Source organism: Nonomuraea soli, assembly GCF_013761175.1.
GTDB classification, from domain to species: domain Bacteria; phylum Actinomycetota; class Actinomycetes; order Streptosporangiales; family Streptosporangiaceae; genus Nonomuraea; species Nonomuraea soli.
This window is the reverse complement of record NZ_JACDUR010000007.1, coordinates 527,142-549,300: the sequence shown is the minus strand read 5'-3', so window position 1 is coordinate 549,300 and position 22,159 is coordinate 527,142. Positions and strand designations below refer to the sequence as shown.

Annotated in this window: 19 protein-coding genes; 13 read left to right on the top strand and 6 right to left on the bottom strand. The window is 69.4% G+C overall.

The features are described from left to right. Positions 1–3: 3 nt before the first annotated feature. Positions 4–1,359: a MocR-like pyridoxine biosynthesis transcription factor PdxR gene (gene pdxR, locus HNR30_RS35140; protein WP_181614401.1), complete on the bottom strand. Its 1,356-nt coding sequence runs from the start codon at positions 1,357–1,359 to the stop codon at positions 4–6. A 66-nt stretch (positions 1,360–1,425) separates the two neighbouring features. On the opposite strand from pdxR, the gene HNR30_RS35135 reads away from it, so the two are divergent. Then, the gene (locus tag HNR30_RS35135; protein WP_181614400.1) at positions 1,426–2,307 is read left to right on the top strand and encodes a DMT family transporter; all 882 of its coding nucleotides are present in this window, start codon (positions 1,426–1,428) and stop codon (positions 2,305–2,307) included. Here HNR30_RS35135 and HNR30_RS35130 read toward each other — a convergent pair. Further along, positions 2,240–2,392: a hypothetical protein gene (locus HNR30_RS35130; protein WP_181614399.1), complete on the bottom strand. Its 153-nt coding sequence runs from the start codon at positions 2,390–2,392 to the stop codon at positions 2,240–2,242. The genes HNR30_RS35135 and HNR30_RS35130 overlap by 68 nt on opposite strands. 99 nt (positions 2,393–2,491) lie before the next feature. Here HNR30_RS35130 and HNR30_RS35125 point away from each other — a divergent pair, with 99 nt between their 5' ends. After that, positions 2,492–4,153 (top strand): fumarate hydratase, encoded by a 1,662-nt coding sequence (locus tag HNR30_RS35125; protein WP_181614398.1) that lies wholly within the window; start codon positions 2,492–2,494, stop codon positions 4,151–4,153. A gap of 406 nt (positions 4,154–4,559) precedes the next feature. On the opposite strand, the gene HNR30_RS35120 is transcribed toward HNR30_RS35125, so the two are convergent. After that, positions 4,560–6,191 carry a recombinase family protein gene (locus HNR30_RS35120; RefSeq protein ID WP_181614397.1) on the bottom strand — a complete coding sequence of 544 codons (1,632 nt, stop codon included), beginning with the start codon at positions 6,189–6,191 and terminating at the stop codon, positions 4,560–4,562. A gap of 106 nt (positions 6,192–6,297) precedes the next feature. Then, the gene (locus HNR30_RS35115; RefSeq protein WP_181614396.1) at positions 6,298–6,489 is read right to left on the bottom strand and encodes a DUF5999 family protein; all 192 of its coding nucleotides are present in this window, start codon (positions 6,487–6,489) and stop codon (positions 6,298–6,300) included. 315 nt (positions 6,490–6,804) lie between these two features. On the opposite strand from HNR30_RS35115, the gene HNR30_RS35110 reads away from it, so the two are divergent. Continuing rightward, a complete protein-coding gene (locus HNR30_RS35110) occupies positions 6,805–7,806 on the top strand; it encodes a GNAT family N-acetyltransferase (protein ID WP_181614395.1) in 1,002 nt (333 codons plus the stop codon). 20 nt (positions 7,807–7,826) lie between these two features. Here the strand turns inward: HNR30_RS35110 and HNR30_RS35105 are convergent, their stop codons facing one another. Continuing rightward, positions 7,827–8,300: a GNAT family N-acetyltransferase gene (locus HNR30_RS35105; protein ID WP_181614394.1), complete on the bottom strand. Its 474-nt coding sequence runs from the start codon at positions 8,298–8,300 to the stop codon at positions 7,827–7,829. 135 nt (positions 8,301–8,435) lie between these two features. Between HNR30_RS35105 and HNR30_RS35100 the strand changes: the two genes are divergently transcribed. From HNR30_RS35100 to HNR30_RS35070, 8 genes are all read left to right on the top strand, one after another. Beyond that, entirely contained in the window at positions 8,436–9,491 is a 1,056-nt protein-coding gene (locus tag HNR30_RS35100; RefSeq protein WP_181614393.1) for a serine/threonine-protein kinase, read from the top strand. Positions 9,492–9,526: 35 nt separating this feature from the next. Beyond that, positions 9,527–11,326, top strand: a complete 1,800-nt coding sequence (locus HNR30_RS35095; protein ID WP_181614392.1) for a serine/threonine-protein kinase — start codon at positions 9,527–9,529, stop codon at positions 11,324–11,326. A gap of 14 nt (positions 11,327–11,340) precedes the next feature. Further along, positions 11,341–12,732 carry a class II fumarate hydratase gene (locus tag HNR30_RS35090; protein WP_181614391.1) on the top strand — a complete coding sequence of 464 codons (1,392 nt, stop codon included), beginning with the start codon at positions 11,341–11,343 and terminating at the stop codon, positions 12,730–12,732. 48 nt (positions 12,733–12,780) lie between these two features. Continuing rightward, positions 12,781–13,485 (top strand): hypothetical protein, encoded by a 705-nt coding sequence (locus tag HNR30_RS48515; RefSeq protein ID WP_246379902.1) that lies wholly within the window; start codon positions 12,781–12,783, stop codon positions 13,483–13,485. Then, positions 13,383–16,091, top strand: a complete 2,709-nt coding sequence (locus tag HNR30_RS35085; protein ID WP_312894884.1) for a toll/interleukin-1 receptor domain-containing protein — start codon at positions 13,383–13,385, stop codon at positions 16,089–16,091. The genes HNR30_RS48515 and HNR30_RS35085 overlap by 103 nt, the downstream gene beginning before the upstream one ends. 67 nt (positions 16,092–16,158) lie before the next feature. After that, on the top strand, positions 16,159–16,911 hold the full coding sequence (locus tag HNR30_RS35080) for a 3-hydroxybutyrate dehydrogenase (RefSeq protein WP_181614389.1): 753 nt from the start codon (positions 16,159–16,161) through the stop codon (positions 16,909–16,911). A 92-nt stretch (positions 16,912–17,003) separates the two neighbouring features. Next, positions 17,004–17,567, top strand: coding sequence for a hypothetical protein (locus HNR30_RS35075; RefSeq protein ID WP_181614388.1), 564 nt, complete (start codon positions 17,004–17,006; stop codon positions 17,565–17,567). Between the two features lie 45 nt (positions 17,568–17,612). Beyond that, entirely contained in the window at positions 17,613–17,954 is a 342-nt protein-coding gene (locus HNR30_RS35070) for a hypothetical protein (RefSeq protein ID WP_181614387.1), read from the top strand. 13 nt (positions 17,955–17,967) lie between these two features. On the opposite strand, the gene HNR30_RS35065 is transcribed toward HNR30_RS35070, so the two are convergent. Continuing rightward, complete coding sequence (locus HNR30_RS35065; RefSeq protein ID WP_181614386.1) at positions 17,968–18,747, bottom strand: 2OG-Fe(II) oxygenase; 780 nt, start codon at positions 18,745–18,747, stop codon at positions 17,968–17,970. 144 nt (positions 18,748–18,891) lie between these two features. Between HNR30_RS35065 and egtA the strand changes: the two genes are divergently transcribed. After that, on the top strand, positions 18,892–20,178 hold the full coding sequence (gene egtA / locus HNR30_RS35060) for an ergothioneine biosynthesis glutamate--cysteine ligase EgtA (RefSeq protein ID WP_220134322.1): 1,287 nt from the start codon (positions 18,892–18,894) through the stop codon (positions 20,176–20,178). 108 nt (positions 20,179–20,286) lie between these two features. After that, positions 20,287–22,101: a helix-turn-helix domain-containing protein gene (locus HNR30_RS35055; protein ID WP_181614635.1), complete on the top strand. Its 1,815-nt coding sequence runs from the start codon at positions 20,287–20,289 to the stop codon at positions 22,099–22,101. Positions 22,102–22,159: the final 58 nt, after the last annotated feature.

The window sequence follows — 22,159 nt, the reverse complement described above, 5'->3', positions numbered from 1 at the left end:
ATCTCAGTCAAGACTTTGTCCTGACATTCTGACTTTTAGAGCACGCACGACTTCCGCCGCATGGTGTTCCGCCAGCCGGGCGAAGCCGACCACGGCGCCCGGCGGTCCGGGGGCGAAACGCATCGGGGCCAGCGGCTCCGCGGCCAGGCCCACGGCCAGGGCCTCGGCGGCGAAACGTTCCTCGTCCCAGTGCTCGGGCAGGGCCAGATGGACGTGCAGGCCCGCCTCGATGCCGTGCACGCTGATCTCCGGCAGCTGGCGTCCCAGCTCGGTGACGAGGGCGTCGCGCCTGCGCCGGTAGAGCCTGCGCATCTTGCGCAGGTGGCGGTCGTAACCGCCGGTGCGCAGGAAGTGCGCCAGGGCGTACTGCTCGATCACCGGAGAACCCAGGTCGAGCTCGCCGCGTGCCTGCCGTACCCCCTCGGCCAGGTTCGCGGGGGCCACCACCCAGCCCAGGCGCAGGCCCGGCGCCATGGCCTTGCTGATGCTCCCGCACAGCACCACGCGGTCGGGCGCCAGCCCCTGCAGGCAGCCCACCGGGTCACGGTCGAAGCGGAACTCCGCGTCGTAGTCGTCCTCCAGGATCAGGCCGCCCCACTCGATCAGGCGGGTCCTGCGCTCGGGCGACAACACCACGCCGGTCGGGTACTGGTGCGCCGGGGTGAGCAGCACCGCGTCGGCGCCCCTGACCTTTTCGACGTCGATCCCCGACCCGTCCACGGGCACCGGGACCAGCCGGGCGCCCGATCTGCGCAGCAGCGGGATCTGGCGGTTGCTCGTCGGGTCCTCCACGGCCAGGCGCATGCCGCCCAGCACGTGCAGGGTCAGGCTCAGACCCTGGGCCACGCCGCCGACCACCACCACGTTCTCAGGACGCACGGCCGCGGCCCTGACCCTGCTGAGATAGCTCGCCAGCTCCTCGCGCAGCTCGGCCACGCCGCCCGGGTCGCCGTAGTCGAGTGCCGCGGCGGGCACGGTGGTCATGACGTGCTTGAGCGCGGCCAGCCAGCGCTCGCGCGGGAACTGGCTCAGGTCGGGCGAGGTGGGCCGGTGACCGTGGTCCGGCACGCAGACGGGCGGCCGCTCCCGCTCAGGGGCGGGTTCGCTCCGGCCCGCGTTGGGGCACACGATGGTCCCCAGGCCCACCTTCGACATGAGGAAACCCTCGGCCACCAGCTGCTCGTAGGCCTCGACCACGACACCGCGCGAGACCCGCAGGTCTCTGGCCAGGTCGCGCGACGACGGCAGCCGCACGCCGGCCAGCAGGCGGCCGTCACGGATGGAACGGCGCAGCTCGGCGGCGATCTGGGCGGCGATGCCTCCGCCGTCACGGCTGATCGCGAGGTGCAGGTCGGACAATGGTCCACTCTTTCCGATGGCGATTGGACTCTACGAGAGTGCCAATACCTTCCTAGCATCGCTGGCATGAGAAACGGAATCGTGGGTGCGGCCTCGGCCATGTTCCTGGTCGGCACGCTGGCCGGGGTCTCCGGCCTGATCAAGGACTATCCCCTGTACGGCGGGCAGGCCGTGCGCTACCTGATCGCCGCCCTGATCTGGATCGCCGTGATCAAGGTGATGCGGCTGACGTTCGTGCGCCTGACCTTGCGCGAGACGTTGACACTGCTCGCCCTGACCGCGCTCGGGCTCGTCGTGTTCAACGTGGCGATCATCGAGTCGACGCGGGCCGCGGGGCCCGCCCTCGTCGGCGTGGTGCTGGGCACCGTGCCGCTCGCCCTGGCCCTGGTGAGCGGCAGGCCCGCGCCGCGGTTGCTGGCCGGAGCGGTGATCGTGGTCGGCGGCGCCACGCTGGCGACCGGGCTGGGCAGCGGCAACCTGCCCGGACTGCTGTGGGCACTGGTGGCGCTGGTGGGCGAGGTGAGCTTCTCGGTGCTGGCCATCCCGCTGCTGCCCAAGCTGGGAGCGATCCGGGTGTCGGCCTACTCGACCGGGCTTGCGGTGCCGATCTTCTTCACCATCGGGCTGTTCGCGGAGGGCGTGCGGGTGCCGACCCTCACGGAGGGCGCCGGCTACCTCTACCTCGGCGTGATCGTGACCGTGGTGGCGTTCTTCCTGTGGTACTCCTCCCTGCCCAAGCTGGGCCCTGGCCTGGCAGGGTTGTTCGCGGGGATGATCCCCGTCGGGGCGATCGTCACCGGGCTGGCGCTCGGCGTCGCCGTGCCGACCGTGCCCGACCTGCTCGGGGCGGGTCTGGTGATCGCCGGCATCGTGGTGGGGCTCAGCGCACGACGAAACCCTTCCAGATCACGCGCCGACGCTGCAGAACCGGCCACTCTTCCCGCTTGATGCCGTGTAGCGCCATCGTCACCAGCGCGCCGGCCATACCGCCGACGACCAGGATCCCCATCACGAGCATGAAGACGTGTTCCATGACGCCCTCCTCCATCTAGTTGAATTTTGAACTATTAACCGGGCCTGGCCCCGCTCCATTCCCGGCTAATCTGTGGAGGGACCGAAAGGATCGAGGGACATGCCCGAGTTCGACTACACCGACCTGCTTCCGCTTGGCGCCGACGAGACCGAGTACCGGCTCATCACCACGGAGGGGGTGCGGAAGGTCGAAGCAGCGGGGCGCACGTTCCTGGAGGTCGACCCCGAGGCGCTGCGGCTGCTCACCGAGACCGCGATCCACGACATCTCCCACTTTCTGCGCTCCTCGCACCTGGCGCAGCTCCGGAAGATCATCGACGACCCCGAGTCGAGCGGCAACGACCGCTTCGTCGCGCTCGACCTGCTCAAGAACGCCTCGATCTCGGCCGGCGGCGTGCTGCCGATGTGCCAGGACACCGGCACCGCGATCGTCATGGGCAAGCGCGGACGCCACGTGTTGACCGACGGGCGCGACGCCGAGCACATCTCACGCGGCGTCTACGACGCCTACACGCGGCTCAACCTGCGCTACTCCCAGATGGCGCCGCTGACCATGTGGGACGAGAAGAACACCGGCAGCAACCTGCCCGCGCAGATCGAGCTCTACGCCGAGGGCGACGACGCCTACAAGCTGCTGTTCATGGCCAAGGGCGGCGGCTCGGCCAACAAGTCGTTCCTGTACCAGGAGACCAAGGCGGTGCTCAACGAGAAGCGCATGCTGGCCTTCCTGGAGGAGAAGATCCGCTCGCTCGGCACCGCGGCCTGCCCGCCGTACCACCTGGCGGTCGTCGTGGGCGGCACCAGCGCCGAGTTCGCGCTGAAGACCGCCAAGTACGCCTCGGCGCGCTACCTCGACTCCATCCCCACCGAGGGCTCGGCGTCCGGCCACGGCTTCCGCGACCTGGAGCTGGAGAAGAAGGTCTTCGAGCTCACCCAGAAGCTCGGCATCGGCGCGCAGTTCGGCGGCAAGTACTTCTGCCACGACGTGCGGGTCATCCGCCTGCCGCGCCACGGCGCCTCCTGCCCGGTGGCCATCGCGGTCTCGTGCAGCGCCGACCGCCAGGCGCTGGCGAAGATCACCGCCGACGGCGTCTTCCTCGAGAAGCTGGAGACCGACCCCGCGCGCTTCCTGCCGGAGACGACCGACGAGCACCTGTCCGACGACGTGGTGAAGGTCGACCTCAACCGGCCGATGCAGGAGATCCTCGCCGAGCTCACCAGATACCCCGTCAAGACCCGGCTGTCGCTCACCGGGCCGCTCGTCGTGGCCCGCGACATCGCCCACGCGAAGATCGCCGAGCTGCTCGACGACGGCGGCGAGATGCCTGCCTACCTGAAGGACCACGCGGTCTACTACGCCGGTCCGGCCAAGACGCCAGAAGGCTACGCGTCCGGTTCGTTCGGGCCCACCACGGCCGGGCGCATGGACTCCTACGTCGAGCGTTTCCAGGCGGCGGGCGGATCGATGGTGATGCTGGCCAAGGGCAACCGCTCCAAGCAGGTCACCGAAGCCTGCCAGCGCTACGGCGGCTTCTACCTGGGCTCCATCGGCGGCCCCGCGGCGCGCCTGGCGCAGGACTGCATCAAGAAGGTGGAGGTTCTCGAATACCCCGAGCTGGGGATGGAAGCGGTCTGGAAGATCGAGGTGGAGGACTTCCCCGCGTTCATCGTCGTCGACGACAAGGGTCAGGACTTCTTTGACCAACGGCAACAGGATGATGGGGCTACCTTCGTCGGCATTCCAACCCGAAACCCCCTGTAGATAGACCCATGCGTCACGACAGGCCCCCGTCATCCTTCCGTTCTAGTGGTCGTCGCAACACCCCGGCTGAAGGGGTGCGATGGACTTCGAGATCCGAAGGGATCGGAAGCCGCAGGGGCCACGAGCCCTGGTCCGTGGATGGGAGGAGTACTTCCGGCTCATGGATCAGGGCTTCAGTCCGCGCGAGGCGGCTCGGCTGGTGGGGATCGACGTGCGGACCGGCAAGAGGCGGAGGAACGGCCACCACTCGCCTGGACAGGGCCGCAAGCCGATGCCTGCGTTCCATCGGGAGCAGGCCGGGCAAACGGCCGACCCGGAGGGGCGCACTTGGTCGTCTTAACATGCAGACATGGGGACGATCAGCCCCCTATCTCTCCCGGGCGATGCATGCTACCTTTCGCCGCCCCTACCGCCGGGCGAGTCGGACCTTCGCCAACTCGGTTAGCGCAGCAAGGGACATGATCTCGCCATCGAGTCCGGGCGGCGTGTTGTAATCACTCCGCTGGTAATCCACGCCATCAAGTTGACGATTGTTCTCCTTGACGATCTCTTCCAGGTCGCCGAATTCGATTGCGACACTTTCCTCTGACCCGTCCACCAGGTCGCGGAAGACCACAATCTTGATGTTGTGCTTCTTGATGAACGCTCGCTTCTGCTCATCGTCCTTCTCCGCCCAGACCTCAGAGTAGGTCCGTCCCGTGTCCACGAACCGGGGAGCGCCCGACAGCACGTCCAACTCGCCGCGTAGCCTGGCGACCTTGGCCGACAGGTTCTTGTGCATCTTCCAGTAGGACTCTTCCTGGCCTTCCCCGTCATACCGGCCCGCGACGTAGTCACCCTCCAAGCGCTCAAGGCGAGAGTTGACGGCAGCCAGTTCCGCACGCATCGGGCCGATGTCTACGGACGTCCTCTCGAAGACCGGTGCCGCCCCAATGCCGCTAGACATCACGATCTCGTTGACGAGGTCATCCAAGAAGCCGCGCCTGGCGCGTGCCGGGAGCGGACAAGTGCCGGTCTGAAGGTTGTTGCATGCGTAGTAATAGTGCTCTGTGACTCCGCCCTTGTTGTGCCGGGTCTTCTTCGCCGAAGAGAGATTGGCACCACAGACCCCACAAGTCGCGACCCCTCCCAGCATCGACCGCGAAGGGGTGGCCCGAACCGCCTTCCGCTCGTCAGTCGTGAAGCGTACGACCATCTGCCGCCACTCTTCCGGCGTCATGATGGGGTTGTCCGCAATCATGATCGGGTTGCCGTCTTCGTCCTCCACCTGCTCACCCTTGTAGGTGTAGAACCCGGCGGCCGTTGGGTTCGTGACGATGGCCACGATGGTGCTGGAAGTCCACTTCACCCCACGCGCGGTCTTGCCTGCCTTGGTCCGCAGATAGTCGCGCCACGTGGGCACCTCGCGCTGGTTCAAGTCGAGAGCGATCCGGTAGGCCGACCAATCGGCCTTGACCCTGTCCACGATCTCTCTGAGGAGCGTGGCGTACTCGGGGTCCTGGCCCAGCTTCTTGCCCTTGCCCCCAGCGTTGTCAACGAACTGGTAGCCGAAGGGGAGGACTCCCCCAGTCCACACGCCCATCTCCAAGCGCGTTTGCGCACTCGCCTGCGCACGGGCGCGGATGGTGTCCAACTCGCCTTCGGCGAAGGCCGCGATGATCTGAGCGAACATCTTCCCCATCGGGGTGGACATGTCGATGCCCTCGGTCACAGAGACGATGGTCTTCCCGCGTGACTGGCACCACTCGATCATCTCTGCGAAGTGCTGCGAGCGGCGTGTCAGCCGGTCGATCTTCAGTACCGCGATGATGTCGAACTCGTCGGCGTGCTCTCTGAGCCACGCCCCCAGCTTGGGCCGCTTCATGGGGTCCAGTCCGCCTGACACGTCCAGATCTTCCGCCCAGCCCACGACGGTTCCGTTGACGTGCGGGGAGTTGGCCCAGTGCTGGATCGCGTCTCTCTGACGCTCGGGGGCCGTGCTCGCGTCTGTTGTGACGCTCAGTCGGATCACGCCAAGCACACGGGGATTCTCAACCATGCGCTACAGCCTAGATGCGTTGCCGTTAGCCAAACAATATTCAGAAATTCTTCACCGACACCACGTCCGGTCCTCACGATCGGGCGTCGCTAGGGGGCCGGGTCCGTCAGGCGGCGTAGGCGAGCACGCGGTGCGGTGCCACCACGCTGCCGTCGGGCAGCAGCAGACCGGTGTCCTCGAACATGATCACGCCGTTGCACAGGAGGCTCCAGCCCTGGTCGGGGTGAGAGTTGACCACGTGGGCGGCTTCACGGTCGAGGGAGTCGGCGGCGGGGCAGAGGGGCTGGTGCTGGCACATTTCTGAACCTCTTCTGGTGTGTGGTGCTCCTGTACGGGTTGTTCAGTAGGGCAGTTTCCGCCCCGACGGGGTGCGCAGGTCGAGCGAGGACTTGACCGGCTTGCTCGGCCGCTTCCTGATCTGTGTCTGCCGCATCCTCATCACGTCCTTCAACGACATCGTGGTGATCGTGAGTTCCGAGGGCGTATGCCTTCATTCTGACGATCCCGACTGACAGTTTTTCGTGCTAAGGAGACGATGCACCCGGGCGCTTACCGCGCACCTACAGCCCGCTGACGCGGCTTGATAGCGGCTTGATAGCCGCAGGGAGACGCCATGATCACCCCCTTCGACGTGGCCTCGGCCGACGAGTCCGACCTGGTCGCCCACTACGAGATGGCACGGGCCGCGTTCGCCGTCGACCATCCTGACGCCCCCGAGCTCGGCTACGACGACTACGTGGGACGCCTGCGTGTCAGCCATCCGGAAGTCGGAGAGCAGCGGCGCTGGATCGCGCGCGACAGCGGGCGCATCACCGGCTCCGCCGTCCTCGGGCTGCCGCCGTCGGAGAACGCCGCCTCGGCCAGGGTGCTGGTCCGGGTGCATCCCGACCTGCGCGGGGCGGGGATCGGCACCGGCCTGCTCCGGGCGGTCGTGGCCGACCTCCCTCATGACCGGACCCTGGTCACGGCGGGCGGCATCACCGCGGGCGGCGACGGCGAGCGCTGGGCGGCCGGCCTGGGGTTCACCACCGTCGAGCGGGTCCTGCTCCAGGTGCTCGACATCCGCGCCACCGACCCGAAGACCTGGCAGGCCCCCTGCCCGCCCGGCTACCGCCTGGAGGAGTGGACCGGGAGCGCCCCCGAGGCGCTCGTCGAGACCTACGCGCGGGCACGCAACGCCATCGCCGCCGCACCGCTGGGCGAGGCGAGCTACCGGCACCCGTCGTGGACCGTCGAGCGGGTACGGCAGGCCGAAGAGTCGTTCGCCGGGCAGGGCGCGGAGAGCAGGGTGTGCGTCGCCGTCCACGAAGCCGGTGGCGAGGTCGCCGGCTTCACCGAGCTGCTGAGTTTCCCCGCGATCCGCGACAGGGCCTTCCAGCAGGACACGGCCGTCGTTCCCGGCCACAGGGGGCGAGGGCTGGGGCTCGCGGTGAAGTCCGCGGTGATGCGCCGCCTGGTGGCCGAGCGCCCCGGCTTCGATCGCATCATGACGAACACCGACGCCGCCAACAGCTTCATGATCGGCGTCAACCACCGGCTCGGCTACGAGACCCGGCGGACGATGCTCGTGGTCGAGATCGGCGCGGACGCCCTGCGGGAGCGGCTGGCCCGCTAGGGTGCGCCGACTCGGCGCTACTACCGGTCGGCTTCCTGAACCGGCGACAGGTAGAGGCGAAGGCCCTCGACGTCGGCCGTGTGCACCCAGCCCAGCCGGGTGTAGAGCTTGACGGCCGGGACGGCGTCGGCCCTGGTGAGCAACCACGCGGGACCCGCGTCCGCCAGCAGGTCGGTCATCAGTGCCGCGCCGACGCCCCGTCCGCCGAAGCGCGGGTCCACCGCGAGCTCACGCAGCTCGAAACGGGCGCTCAGGTCACGGCCGAGCTTGGGGTAGATCCTGGAGCCCGTCCAGGTGTCGAACCCGTAGGTGAAGCCCGCCAATTCGCCGTCCGCCCAGGCCATGCGGCACCGGAAGCCGGGGAGGGCCCGGTGCTCCTCGAAGCGCCCGGTGAAGGCCGCGATCTCCTCGGGCGACTCGTTCCAGGGCGGCTGGACGAAGGCCTGGGCGTACACGGCATGCATGGCAGCAGAATCCGGGATGGAGGTGATCACGAGGCCAGGCTACGCGTTGCCGGACATTTCGCTTATTTGCTGACGCGACAAGTCAGGCCGCTTGACGGAAGATCGCAATATTTTATCGGCCCCGCCTCTACAGGTACGTTTGCGCAAATCGGTAAGCTGCCTGCCATGCGTGCGCCGTCCGGTTACCTCCTTGCCGCGCGCTACCGGCTGGTCGAGCCGGTCGGCCGCGGCGGCATGGGCACCGTGTGGCGAGCTCACGACGAGCTCCTCGACCGCGAGGTCGCCGTCAAGGAGGTCCGGCTCCCCGTCGTCCTCGACGAGGACCTGCGGGCCGAGCTGTGCGCGCGCACCGCTCGCGAGGGCCGGGCGACCGCCATGGTCGCGCACCCCTCGGTCATCACCGTCTACGACGTCATCACCGAGGACGAGCGCCCCTGGATCGTCATGGAGCTCCTGCACGCCAGGTCGCTGGAGCAGCTCATCCAGGAGCACGGACCCCTCCCGCCCCGCAGGGCCGCGGAGCTGGGCCGGCAGATCCTCGGCGCCCTGCGCGCCGTCCACGGCAAGGGCATCCTGCACCGCGACGTGAAGCCGTCGAACGTCCTGGTCACCGACGAGCGCGCCATCCTCACCGACTTCGGCCTGGCCGCCTTCGAGGGCGAGATCTCCATCACCCAGGCGGGCATGGTGCTGGGGTCGGCGGGCTACATCGCACCGGAGCGGGTGCTGGGCGCCAAGGCCAGCCCCGCCGCCGACCTGTGGTCGCTCGGCGCGACGCTCTACACCGCCGTCGAGGGCCACGGCCTGCACGGCCGCCGTACGGCAGCGGCCGCGCTGGCCGCCCTCACCAGCGGCGAACCGATCCCGATGGTCAAGGCGGGCCCGCTGGCACCGGTGCTTGAGGCGCTGCTCAGGATCGACCCCGAGACCCGCATCGACTCGGTGCGCGCCTCGCTCATGCTCTCGCGGGTGGCGGCGGGCGGGTCGGCGGAGAAGCCCCTGCCGGCCAACGGGCGCAAGCCGACCATCGTGCTCAGCGCCCCGGCCTTCGCCCGGCGCCCCGCGCACCGCGGTCTGCACCGGGCCGACAGCACGCCCGTGGTGCCGTTGCCCCGGCGATCAGTGGCGCCTATGTCGCCCTACGCCCGGTTCAAGACCCGGATGATAAAGATGTTCCTTCCGCGGCGTTTCTGGCCACGCGAACTTCGCAAGCGAGGGTAAAGCGCATCCCAAGCCGGAGTGGATATCTTCTACTCATGCCGGAACAGCACAGGGGACGACTGCTCGCCGACCGATACGAGCTGCTCGTGCCACTCGGCCGGGGGACCATGGGGACCGTCTGGCGCGCACGCGACCGCGCGCTCGGACGGGAAGTCGCCGTCAAGGAGATCCGCCAGGACCCGGGCCTCACCGAGGAACAGCGCGCCGAACTACGCGAACGCATGGTCCGCGAGGGGCGCACCGCCTCACGCATCAACCACCGCTCCGTGGCGGCGATCTACGACGTGCTCGTCCACGAGGGCTGCCCGTGGATCATCATGGAGCTCGTCGAGGCGCGATCCCTTGAGCAGGTGATCGACGAGGAGGGCCCGCTGCCGCCCCGCCTGGTCGCCGAGCTGGGCGTCGACCTGCTCGGAGCGCTGCGCGCCGCGCACTCCCAGGGCATCACCCACCGCGACGTGAAACCCGGCAACGTGCTGATCACCGAGCACGGTCGCGTCGTGCTGACCGACTTCGGCATCGCCAAGTCCGAGGGTGACACCAAGCTGACCAAGACCGGCATGGTCATCGGGTCGCCCGGCTACACCGCCCCCGAACGAGCACGCGGGGAGTACACCGGGCCCGAGTCCGACATCTGGTCGCTGGGGGCGACGCTGTACTTCGCCGTGGAAGGGCGCCCCGCCTACGAGCGGGCCTCCATCTCCGAGACGCTCGCGGCACTCATGACCGAGAGCGTCGACCCGCCGACGCAGGCGGGACCGCTGCGTGCCGTACTGGACGGCATGCTGCAGAAGGACCACCAGCGGCGGGTCACGGCGGCCAAGGCCGAGACGATGTTGCGGATGGTCGCCGACACGCCGACGCACGAGTTCCCGGCGATAGAGGACCAGGTCAGCGGTACGGCATGGCCGTCGGAAGGTGGTGGCGCACCGGCGGAGCCGCAGCACACGGGCGGCGCCTTCGGCCGTCCCGCCGCCGAGAGCGGCCACCGCCTCGGCGCCTTCGGCCCCCCACAACCAGCCCACCCCGGCCACGGCACGCCCGGCGGGCAGGCCGCCGCCGCGCAGGGCGGCTACGGCACGACCGGTGGGCAGGACCCCCATGGCGCGGCCGGTGAGCAGGGCGGCTGGGGCGCGGCCGGCGTTCAGGGTGGCCACGGCACGACCGGTGGGCAGGACCCCCATGGCGCGACCAGCACGCAAAGCGGCCACGGCGCGCCTGGCAGGCAGGACACCCGCGGCGCAACAGGCACGCAGAGCGGCCATGGCACCGCTCAGGGCGGGCACGGCGTGGCCGGTGGTCAGGGTGGTCAGGGCGCGGCCGGTGCGCAAGGCGGGCCGGGTGGGCGGCCGGGGCAGGGTGGAGCCGTTTCCGGTGGTGTCCGGCAGGGCGGGGGCGGCCGGCAGCCCGACGGCGGGCGCTCCGAGCAGGAGGACTGGCCCTCCCCCTTCGACCCCGGCCAGGACCCCGACCGCACCGTCACCGTGATGCGCCCCCGCGCCCCGCTCCCGCAGCAGCCCCCGCCCGTCCGAGCGGACGAAGCGGGCGTTGCAGGCGACGCGGATGACGCGGGCGAGGTGACCAGGGTCGTCAAGCCGCACCCCATGGGCCAGCAGGTCTACCCGACCCCCCAGCAACAACACCAGCACTACCCGCAGCCGCAACCCCCGCAGCCCGCCGAGTCGCGAGGCCTGGGCACCGACCTGTTCGCGATCGCGGGCGAGCAGCAGCCGCCCAAGAAGGCCAGCCGTACGGGCATGTTCGTGCTCATGGCCATCGCGGCCGCCGCGGCCGTCATCATCGCGGTCCTGGTTCTCACCGCTCTGCGGGGTTGATGGAGACTGGAGTCATGAGCGAGTTCCGCACCGAACATGACTCCATGGGCGAAGTGCTCGTCCCCGCCGACGCTCTCTGGCGCGCTCAGACCCAGCGCGCCGTGGAGAACTTCCCCATCTCGGGACGCCGTCTGGAGCCCGCGCACATCGCCGCGCTCGGGCTCATCAAGGCGGTCGCGGCCGAGGTCAACGGCGAGCTCGGCGTGATCGACAAGGAGCTGGCCCAGGCGATCGCCCAGGCCGCCGCCGACGTCGCCGAGAACGAGCACGACGCACAGTTCCCTATCGACGTCTTCCAGACCGGCTCGGGCACCTCGTCCAACATGAACGCCAACGAGGTCATCGCCTCCCTCGCCGAGCAGCGTCTGGGCCGGCCGGTCCATCCCAACGACCACGTCAACGCCTCGCAGTCCTCCAACGACGTCTTCCCCACCTCCATCCATGTCGCCGCCGCCACCGAGGTCGTCTACCACCTGGTGCCCTCCCTGCGGCATCTGGCGACGGTGCTGCGGGTGAAGTCGGCCGAGTTCGCCACGGCGGTCAAGTCGGGCCGCACCCATCTCATGGACGCCACGCCTGTCACCCTGGGCCAGGAGTTCTCCGGCTACGCGGCGCAGATCGAGCACGGGGTCAACCGGGTCAACGCCGCGCTCCCCCGCCTGGTCGAGCTGCCTCTGGGCGGCACCGCCGTCGGCACGGGCATCAACACCCCGCCCGGCTTCGCCGCCCGCGCCGTCGACAAGCTCAGCGAGGCGACGGGCATCCGCTTCGCCGAGGCCGAGGACCATTTCGAGGCGCAGAGCGCCCAGGACTCGATCGTGGAGCTCTCGGGGGCGCTGAAGGTCGTCGCCGTCTCCATGACGAAGATCGCCAACGACCTGCGGTGGATGGGCTCGGGACCTCGCGCGGGGCTCGGCGAGATCAACCTGCCCGACCTGCAGCCCGGATCGTCGATCATGCCGGGGAAGGTCAACCCGGTCATCCCCGAGGCGGTGCTGATGGTCGCCTCCCAGGTCGTGGGCAACGACGCCGCCATCACGTTCGCGGGGGCCTCGGGCTCGTTCGAGCTGAACGTGCAGCTGCCGCTGCTGGCCCGCAACATCCTGGAGTCGGTCCGCCTGCTGGCCAACGTCTCCCGCCTGCTGGCCGACCGCTGCGTCTCCGGCATCACCGCCAACCACGAGCGCCTGCGGGAGTACGCCGAGGGGTCGCCCTCCATCGTCACCCCGCTCAACCGCCACGTCGGCTACGAGGAGGCCGCCAGGATCGCCAAGCAGGCCCTGGCGGAGCGCAAGACCATCAGGCAGGTCGTCATCGAACGAGGTCACGTCGCCAACGGGACGCTCACCGAGGAGCAGCTCGACTCCGCGCTCGACGTGCTGTCGATGACCCACCCGGCGGAATGATCGATTGCGGGCATCGACTTCTCCCGAGAATGCCCGCACAGTAGATCCATGCTCAAGAAGGAAGTCTGGCCGCGGGAGGGCCGGCGCGAGCAGGCGCTGACCTTCCTTCGCGGCCGGACAGCGCGGGCCGTGGCGGCGGCGCTGATCGGCGCCTTAGTGGGTCTGATCGCCTACCAGATCACCCAGGCGGGCGGCGCCTGGGTCTTCCTGGTCACCGGGGCGCTGGCGGGCGTGGCCGCGGTGCTGGGGATGCAGCTGTACAGCAGGGCGGCCAGGCTCACCGAGGTCAAGATCACCGTCCCGCAGTTCAGCGAGCTCACCTTCGCGGTCAACGACGAGAGCAGGAAGGTCGCCTGGGGCCTGTTCGTCGAGACCGTCACCCGTGTCTCCACGCAGCGGCTCGACGAGGACGAAGGGCTTCTGCGCGAGGCGATGAACTCCCTCTACAGCCTGTTCGCCATCACCCGCGAGGCGCTGAAGGCGGCCAGGCCCTCACCGAAGGTGCCCGGCTCCCAGACGGTGGAGTACTTCGCCATCATGATGCTCAACCAGCAGTTGCGGCCGTTCCTGTCGGTCTGGCACCCGCGTCTGCGCGACTTCGAGCGCGACCATCCCGACCTGCCGGAGTCCGCATGGGAGCACAACGCCGAGTGCCGGGCGGAGCTGACGAGGGTGCAGGAGGGCATCCGTCGGTACGCCGAGGGGTTCGCCAGGCTGGCGGGGGTGGCGGAGCCGGAGAAGCTCATCGCGTAGACCGGTACGACGCTTTCATCTCCTACTCCCAGGTCGACCGGCGCATCGCCCTGGCGCTGAAGAACGGCATGCAGCGGCTCGCCCGGCGCGGCAGGTCGGGCGCGATGAGGATCTTCCGCGACGAGGAACGGCTGCACGCCGGCGCCCACCTGGCCGACGAGATCACGAACGCGCTCGACGCGAGCCGTTTCCTCATCGTCATCGTCTCGCCCGACTCCGACCGTTCCCCGTGGGTGCGGATGGAGACGGAACGCTGGCTGGCGGGCCATCCCGGATCCGCGGTGCTGAAGGTGCTGGCGCCGGGGACCGATCCGGTGGCGGAGGAGCGGCTCGCCGCGAACCTGAACGGCGTGCGCAGGCTGCGGCTGAGCGACGAGGTGTTCCTCCAGGCCGTCGCCAAGCTGACCGGAGCCGTCAAGGGGCAGGCGCCGGAGGCGCTCGTCAGGGCGGAGGAGCGGCGTCAGCGCAGGGTCCGGCTGCTGTCGGCCGGGGTCGCCGTGCTGCTGTGCGCCTCCTCCACGCTGGCCGTACAGCAGTGGCGGGAGAGCGGCGAGCGGCAGCGCCTGCGGGCGGCTGTGGAGATGGCCGCCCTGTACAGGGCGGCGCGTGACACGGCGCCCGGCGACGCGGCCTCGCTGGCCGTGGCCGCCTTCCAGGTGGCCGACCTGCCGCAGACCAGGCAGGCGCTGTTCCAGGAGTATCTGCGGACGATCGGCTTCAGCGTCGTGCTGGACGGCGAGGGACGGGTGCTCAACGGCATGGCGATGAGCGAGGACGGCTCGCGCGTACTCGGCTGGTGGGACAGCCGCGAGGTCCGGTTGTGGACGCCGGAGGGCGGGCGGGAGGTGGCGGTGCCGCCCGGCGCGAACGTCACGGCGGTGGACCTCAGCCTGGACGGCAGGGTGATGGCGGTGGCCACGTCGGCGGGCGAGGTGATCGTGAGCGCGGCCGACGGGGGTGAGCTGAGCCGCATGCGGGTCGGCGCGCCCGTGGAGGCGGTCGACCTCTCGGCGGACGGCCGGTCGGTGGCGGCCGTGACCCTGCGGGACGGAACCGGCTACCGGCTGCACCACCGGGGCCGCGTCATGGAGGCGGAGACGGGCGCCACCTCCGTGGGCTCGCTGCGGGTGTCCGACGACGGGTACGCGGTGGTGATCGCCGGGGGGCAGGCTGACATCTGGGATCCGTCCGGCGGCAAGGTGTCGACGCTTCGCGAGGACAAGGTGACGTACGTGGCCAGTTCCAAGGCCAAGGCGATCGCCGTCTGCCGTACCAAAGGGACCAAGGTGATCGGCATCCGGCTCGTCCAGGTCTCCAACGGCCGCCCCGTCGAAGGAGAGACGACGGTGGAGGGCGACTGCGACAAGGTCGCCCTGTATCAAGAGGGCTTCGGGATCATCGCCTTCAACGGCCGCTTCGCCCGCCTGTCGCTGGCCGAGCACCCCATCCTGGCCGCCCAGTTCACCGTCCCGCACGAGGAGGATCCTCGCGGCATCGGCCCGGTCCACCCGCCCGCGCCCTTCGCCTACTTCATGGACGGCGAGTACGGCCAGCTCGCCTATCCCGTCACGGGCGGCGTCTACCTCCAGGACATCAGGGCGCGCACGCAGAGCACCCACACCGGAGACGTGGCCGACGGCGTGTTCGACCCGGCGGGCGAGGAGATCGTCACCACCGGCGACTATCTGACCCGATGGCGGATCGCGACGGGCGAGTTCCTGCCGGGCGAGACGGTGGCGGCCGACGGCGGCGCGTCCTTCAGCCCGGACGGAGCCTGGCTGGTCCTGCCGGGCGAGAGCTGGATCGAGGTACGGCGTGCGCGGACGCTCGAACAGGTCGCCCGCCTGGACCTGCCCTACGCCCCTGGTCCCGTGGCCGTGGTCGACGGCCAGGTGGTGCATCTGTGCCGGTCCGGCAGCCTCTCCAGGCTGCGGCTGCCCGACCTGGCCGAGGCGGGCCGCGAGGTCGAGCTGGATCCGGGCGGCTCGTGCGTGATGGCGGTCGAGGGCGGGCGCGTCGCGATCCAGCCGGAAGGGAGCACCGACGTGGAACTGGTCGACGTCGACTCGGGGAGGCGACAACGGTTCTCCGCGGGCACGGAAGCCCGGGCGCTCCTGCTCTCGGGCGATCGGCTGCTCGTGATGGGCATCCACGGCGCGGACCTGGTCCTCGTCCTGATCGAGACCGGCACCGGGAAGGTGCGGGAACTGGGCATGTGGGCGGGCTCCGACGCCATCTTCGGCGTGGCGGCGTCCGCCGTCGGATCGACCGCTCTGGTGGCCTCGTCCGGTCACGTGCTCACCGTCGATCTGCTGCGAGGCCGCGTGACCCAGTCTCTCGACGCGGGCGAGGCCGTCCCGGTGCTCGGCACCTTCGCGGCGCGCGGGATGGGCCCCGTCCTGGCCGTGCGGAAGGACCTGAAGGCCGTCCTGGTCCGCGACGCCCTCGGCGCCGGTTACTCCGGCTCAGGCATCACCAGGGTGGTCTCCCTCGACCCCGCCGAGTGGATGCGCCACCTGTGCGCCATCAGCGGCGGCTGGCTCTCGCGAGCCCAGACGGAGGCGCTCCCCGACGGCGCGAACCCGCCCCGGTGCCCTCCCACATAACGACTCACCGATATGTGGCGACCAACCCCATGTGCCCGCCCGGCGCCCGCGGTCTAAGGTCCGAGGCATGGCGGAGGACTTGGCCGGGCGGACGGCCCTGGTGACGGGTGCCGGCAGCGGGATCGGCCGGGCGGTGGCGGTGAAGCTGGCCGACCTGGGCGCGAAGGTGCTGGTCGTCGACAGGAACGGCGAGGCGGCCGAGAAGGTCGCGAGCGAGGTCGGCGGCGTCGCCGTGGCGGTCGACCTGAGCGAGCCCGGCTTCGTGGAGCGGCTGCCCGACGAGCGGGTCGACATCGTCGTGAACAACGCGGGCTTCCAGCACGTGGCGCCGATCGAGGAGTTCCCGCCCGAGGTGTTCGCGGCGATCCTCAAGGTCATGGTCGAGGCGCCCTTCCTGATCACCCGCCGCTACCTGCCCGGGATGTACGGGAACGGGTGGGGCAGGATCGTCAACGTCTCGTCCGTGCACGGTTTGCGTGCCTCGCCGTACAAGTCGGCCTATGTGGCCGCCAAGCACGCGCTGGAGGGCTTCTCGAAGGTGGCCGCGCTGGAGGGCGCCCCCCATGGGGTGACCTCGGTGTGCGTGGCGCCGGGCTACGTGCGCACCGAGCTGGTCGAGAACCAGATCCTGGATCAGGCCAGGGCTCATGGCATCCCGCCGGAGCAGGTCGTCGAGGACATCATGCTCAGGCCGTCGGCGATCAAGCGGCTGATCGAGCCGGAGGAGGTGGCCGAGCTGATCGCCTACCTGTGCGGGCCGAGGGGTGGGTTCATCACCGGAGTCTCGCTTCCCGTGGACGGCGGGTGGACCGCCCGATAGCCGAGGGCATGGGCGTTGCCGGAGTTACTCCAGATAAATGAGATAAAATCGCATTCTTGGAAGATTGGCGCTAATTTCGAGATAATGACCATGTGGCGCTTCAAGAACCCCCCAAAACGCTAGCCCCCAGGACAAAGCATGCCCGCCGGACGCTCTGGATCGGCGGCATCACCATCTCGCTGGCGTTGGCGATCATTCCTCCATGGGTCGACTCCACGAAGATCTTCATCCAGGTCGGCATCATCGTCGGCCTCGTCGGATTCTGCATCGCACTGCTGGTGGAGCAGTCGACCAAACTCGACCAGGCAATCGTCGAGATGCGCACACAAATGGAGCGCCAAGCCGCCGAACTCACCACCGCGCTCAGAGAGGTGAGCCCGGTCATCGCCGCTCCACCCCTGTGCAAGGATTTCGTCGACGGTTACGTGGCGGCCTATCAGAGCATCGACCGCCGGGGCGACATCGACGTCTTCTCGGATATCCGGCAGAGCAAGAGCAGTGAATTGCTCGACTGCCTGCACGACCTTTCCAACGGCGCCATCATCGTGAGCATCGACGGCCCGTACAGCGTCCGCGCCAGGCCATTCGACGATGTTCTGCATTATCGCGCGGTCAGCATGGGCCCGTTCGAATTCTGGACAGGGCCGTTCGGGTAGCGCTACCTGAAGACCCAGCAATCGGCCATCGAACGTTTCGGCCTGGTGGTCGAGCGCATATTCGTCTCCGACGATCCGACCACCCCACACCTGGAGGACGTCGTGCGCGCTCAGGCGGCCGCGGGCATCGACACCTGGCTGGTGCTGCGCGAGTGGGTACCGGAACACCATCGCGAGCACGTGGTCGACCAGGGAGTGCTGAGTTTCCGCAACGGCACCAAGCTCCTCATGCAGCCACGGGCGACCCAGTATCGGCAGAAGGCCGACCGCGAAAGGCTCTCGGTGCTGCCCAACGAGATCAGGGCAGCCGAGTTCAGCCTGGACCTGATCCGTTCGCATGCCTTCAAGGTGACCGCCACCAGTTCCTGGCCGCCCGTGCCTCGCTGAGATCCGGACCCGCTCAGCTCCACAGGCGCAACGGCTCGTCCGGTCCTGAGCACCCGATGAACCCGGACAGCGTGATCCGTTCCCCGTCGCACGTGGGCTGGACCGCGTGCAACCGGGTCGTCCGCAAAATGATCAGATCTCCGACCGCCGGCCGGATCCTGATCGTCGGGTTCGGCAGCGTCTCGCGACGATACCCGTAGGTGCCCCACGAGCTCCGGCCGATCACCGCCTCGTCCATCAGCCCGAAGTCCCACAGCTCCAGCGCACCTTCGCTGTCGTGCTCCTGGGCGGGCATCCGCAGGTAGATGTTGACGCCGAGCTGCTCGGTGAACCCCGCCGCGTCGCGGACGTCGGGGGCCGACTCCCGCAGCACGTCGAGATGCGGGTGCGCCTGAGCCCCGCCGCGCCACACCCGGACCATGCCGAAGACCAGTGCGTTCTCCTCCAGTCTGAGCAGGCATGCCCCGCCCGGCCACAACTCGTCGAGTTCGCACCTGAGCCGGTCTACGGGAGAGGCCAAGGGGTGGCACGACCGCCTGATCTCAGCCATGACCTCGATGGCCGTCGCCAGATAGGCCCGTCTGGTCTCGGCATCACCACGGGTCTCGGTAAAGGCCCTGACATTACTCTCGTAAATCCGCCGATAACCCTTTCCCATGCCGTCGAGTATTCGCTCGACAATCTCCGTGCACAGATCAGGGGCGTGATATTCGGGCACGTGCAGCGCCAACACCTTACCGGTCGCCAGTTCGCGGAGCGCATCTGATGACAGCCGGTCATGACGCAACAGCATGCAGGAAGCCTTCCGCTGTAGGGTGGGACCACCAGCAGCACAAGCGGACCGCTCGATGTGCATAGTTTCCAGCCACTGGACGGTGATCGCAAGGGTTTGCCATCATGAGTAACCGGCTATTGGCCACATAAAGGTGGACTCTGCATGGCGATCGACAAGAGCACCTGGAGCCTCGGCCCGCCGATGAATCATCCAGGCGTATCCGACGGTGACCATCTCACCGATCTGGACACGGCGGAAAGCCTGATCTATAGCAGCGCATTCGATTTCGCCCCGCCGAAACGCGTGGGCGTCGAACTCGAATGGCTCGTCCATGACGACGGCGATCCGATGGCGCCCGTGCATCCCGATCGCACCACGGCCGCACTCAACGATCTCGACGTGGACGGCATTCTCTCCATCGAGCCGGGCGGCCAGCTCGAACTGAGTTCCGCTCCCGCCGATCTCGGCGACTGCCTCCGCCGGTCGATGGCCGACATGACGGCCATCCGCCGCATCCTCGCCTCCGCCGGCCTGACCCTGGCCGGCGTGGGAATCGACCCCGCCAGGCCTCCGCGGCGCTATCTGCGTATCCCCCGCTACAACGCCATGGAGGAGGCCTTCAACCGGACCAACGAGTCGGGCCGGCTGATGTTGTGCAGCACGGCGTCGGTCCAGGTCTCCCTCGACGCCGGGCAGCGCCGCGCTCTCAGGGGCGCCGGCCGCGGCCCCGGGACGGAACACGATTTCCGCGCGCGGTGGGAGGGCGCCCACGCCATCGGCCCCGTCCTGGTGGCCGCGTTCGCCAACTCTCCCGTCCACCGTTCACGCTGCACCGGGTGGCGCTCCACCCGGCAGGCCGCGTGGCTGTCGATCGATCGCAGCCGCTCCGCGCCGCCCACCGGATCGGCCGACCCGCGAAGTGCCTGGGCCAGGTACGCCCTCGATGCCCGGGTCATCTGCGTGCGCCGCCGCGACGGCCTCCCCTGGACCGCTCCCGACGGGCTGACCTTCAAGGACTGGGTGGTGGGACGGCAGCCTCGGGTCCCTACGGTAGGTGACCTGCGCTACCACCTGTCGACGCTCTTCCCGCCGATCCGGCCCAGGGGATACCTGGAGCTGCGGATGATCGACGCGCAGCACGGCGACGACTGGGTCGTGCCCGTGGCGGTCGTCAAGGCGCTCCTCGATGACGAGAAGGCCCTCGACACAGCGATGGAGGCCACGGAGCCGCTACGCCGCGGCGGCGCCTCGCGACCCGACCCGTGGGCGGGGGCGGCCAGGACCGGCCTGGCGGACCCGTCGCTGGCCGCAGCGGCGTACCGGTGTTTCGAGGCGGCTCATGCCGCCCTGATCAAGGCCGATCTCCAGGAACCGTTCCTGGGCATCGTCGAGCGCTTCATCGAACGCTACGTCTCGCGCGGCCGCAGCCCCGCCGACGACGTGAAGTAGGCCGGCCACGCATTCCACCGCGCGGTTATGGCGGCCGGCCCCATATTCTCTCCCGTTGTGCACGGTCTACGGTCCGAGGCATGACGGAGGAGTAGCACAATGGGCGACATGCGCGTCTACCTCGAACTTCTCGCCCGCGAGGCCTCCGCGGTGGAGTTCGAGGGGCCGATCATCGAGGCGCGGGCGCGCGGCGCCGCGCCCGAGGAGGTCGCCGAGCTCGAGCAGGCCAAGGTCGAGGCGCTGAAGGTGCGCGAGCTGCTCAGGCGCAGGGCGCGCAGGGAGGCCGAGCTGTCGGCGTTGTACGACACCGCCAGCGACCTGGCCGGGCTGCGTGACCTCGACGCCGTGCTGGAGGCGATCGTGCACCGCGCCAGGCAGCTGCTCGGCACCGACACGACGTACCTAACGCTGCACGATCCCGACAAGGGCGACACGTTCATGCGGGTCACCGACGGCTCGATCTCGGCGGCCTTCCAGAACCTGCGGCTGGCGCCGGGCGCGGGCCTGGGCGGGCTGGTCGCGCAGACCGCCAGGCCGTACGCCACGGCCGACTACTTCGCCGATCCCCGCTTCCAGCACAAGAACCACATCGACACGGCCGTGCACGAGGAGGGCCTGGTCGCCATCCTGGGTGTGCCGCTGAAGCTGGGCCAGCGGGTCATCGGGGTGCTCTTCGCGGCCAACCGCAGCGCCAGGCCCTTCCTGCAGGAGGAGGTCGCGCTGCTGACGAGCCTGGCGGCGCACGCGGCGGTGGCGATCGACAACGCGCGGCTGCTGCAGGAGACCAGGAACGCCCTGGAGGAGCTGTCGAGCACGCACCGGAGCCTGCGCGAGCACGGCGACGCGGTGGAGCGCGCGGCGCGGGCCCACGACCGCATGATGGAGCTGGTGCTGCAGGGCAGGGGCATCGAGGACATCGCGGCGGTGGTGGCCGAGTCGGGTGAGCTGACCGTGCTCGACGGGCTGGGCAACGTGATCGTCGGCCAGGCCACCGACGATCCGGGAATCTTCGAGGCTGCGCAGGCCTCGCGGGCGCTGGGGCGTACGGTCAGGCGGCACGACCTGCTGATCGCCTCGGTCGACGTGGGCGGCGAGCCGCTGTGCACGCTGATCGTCAGGAGCGCCGACGCCGACGAGCGCATCGTGGAGCGCGCGGCGCTGGTCTGCGCGTTGCTGCTGCTGTTCAGGCGGAGCGTGGCCGAGGCCGAGGGCCGGGTCAGGGGCGAGCTGCTCGACGACCTGATCAGCCGTCCCGACGACGAAGGCCTGATCGACCGGGCCAACCGGCTGGGCGTGAACCTGGCCCGCCCGCACGTGGTGATCGTCGCCAAGCATCAGGGCCAGCGCGAGCGCGCGGCCTTCTGGGCCTCGTCGCAGGCCGCGCTCTCCCACGGGCTGGCCGCGGCCAGGCCGGAGGAGGTCGTGTTGCTGCTGCCCGGGCCGCGGGACGCCAAGCGCATCGCCAAGGACCTCAGCGCCGCGCTGCAGTCACCGGCGACGGCGGGCGCGGCCGGTCCCGTGACGGGCATCGCGGACGTCCACGGCGCCTACCGTGAGGCCCAGCGCTGCGCCGACGCGCTCATCGCGCTGGGTCGCAGGGGTGGTGGAGCCAGCGCCTCCGAGCTGGGCTTCGTCGGGCTGCTGATCGGCGAGGCGGGCAGCATCCCCGGCTTCGTGCACGCCACGATCGGCCCCGTGGTCGACTACGACGCCAAGCGCGGCACCAGCCTGGTCGGCACCCTGGCCGCCTACTTCGGCGCCGGTGGTTCGCCGAGCCGTACGGCCGAAGCCATGCACATCCACGTCAACACCGTCTCGCAGCGGCTGGAGCGCATCGGGCGCCTGCTGGGCGAGGGCTGGCAGGACCCGGAGCGCGCCCTCGAACTCCAGCTGGCCCTGCGCCTGCACCGGCTCAGTGGATGAGGCCGACATACCCACCGGCACGACTGTGGGAGGCGCACCCATATGAGTGACCGGCATC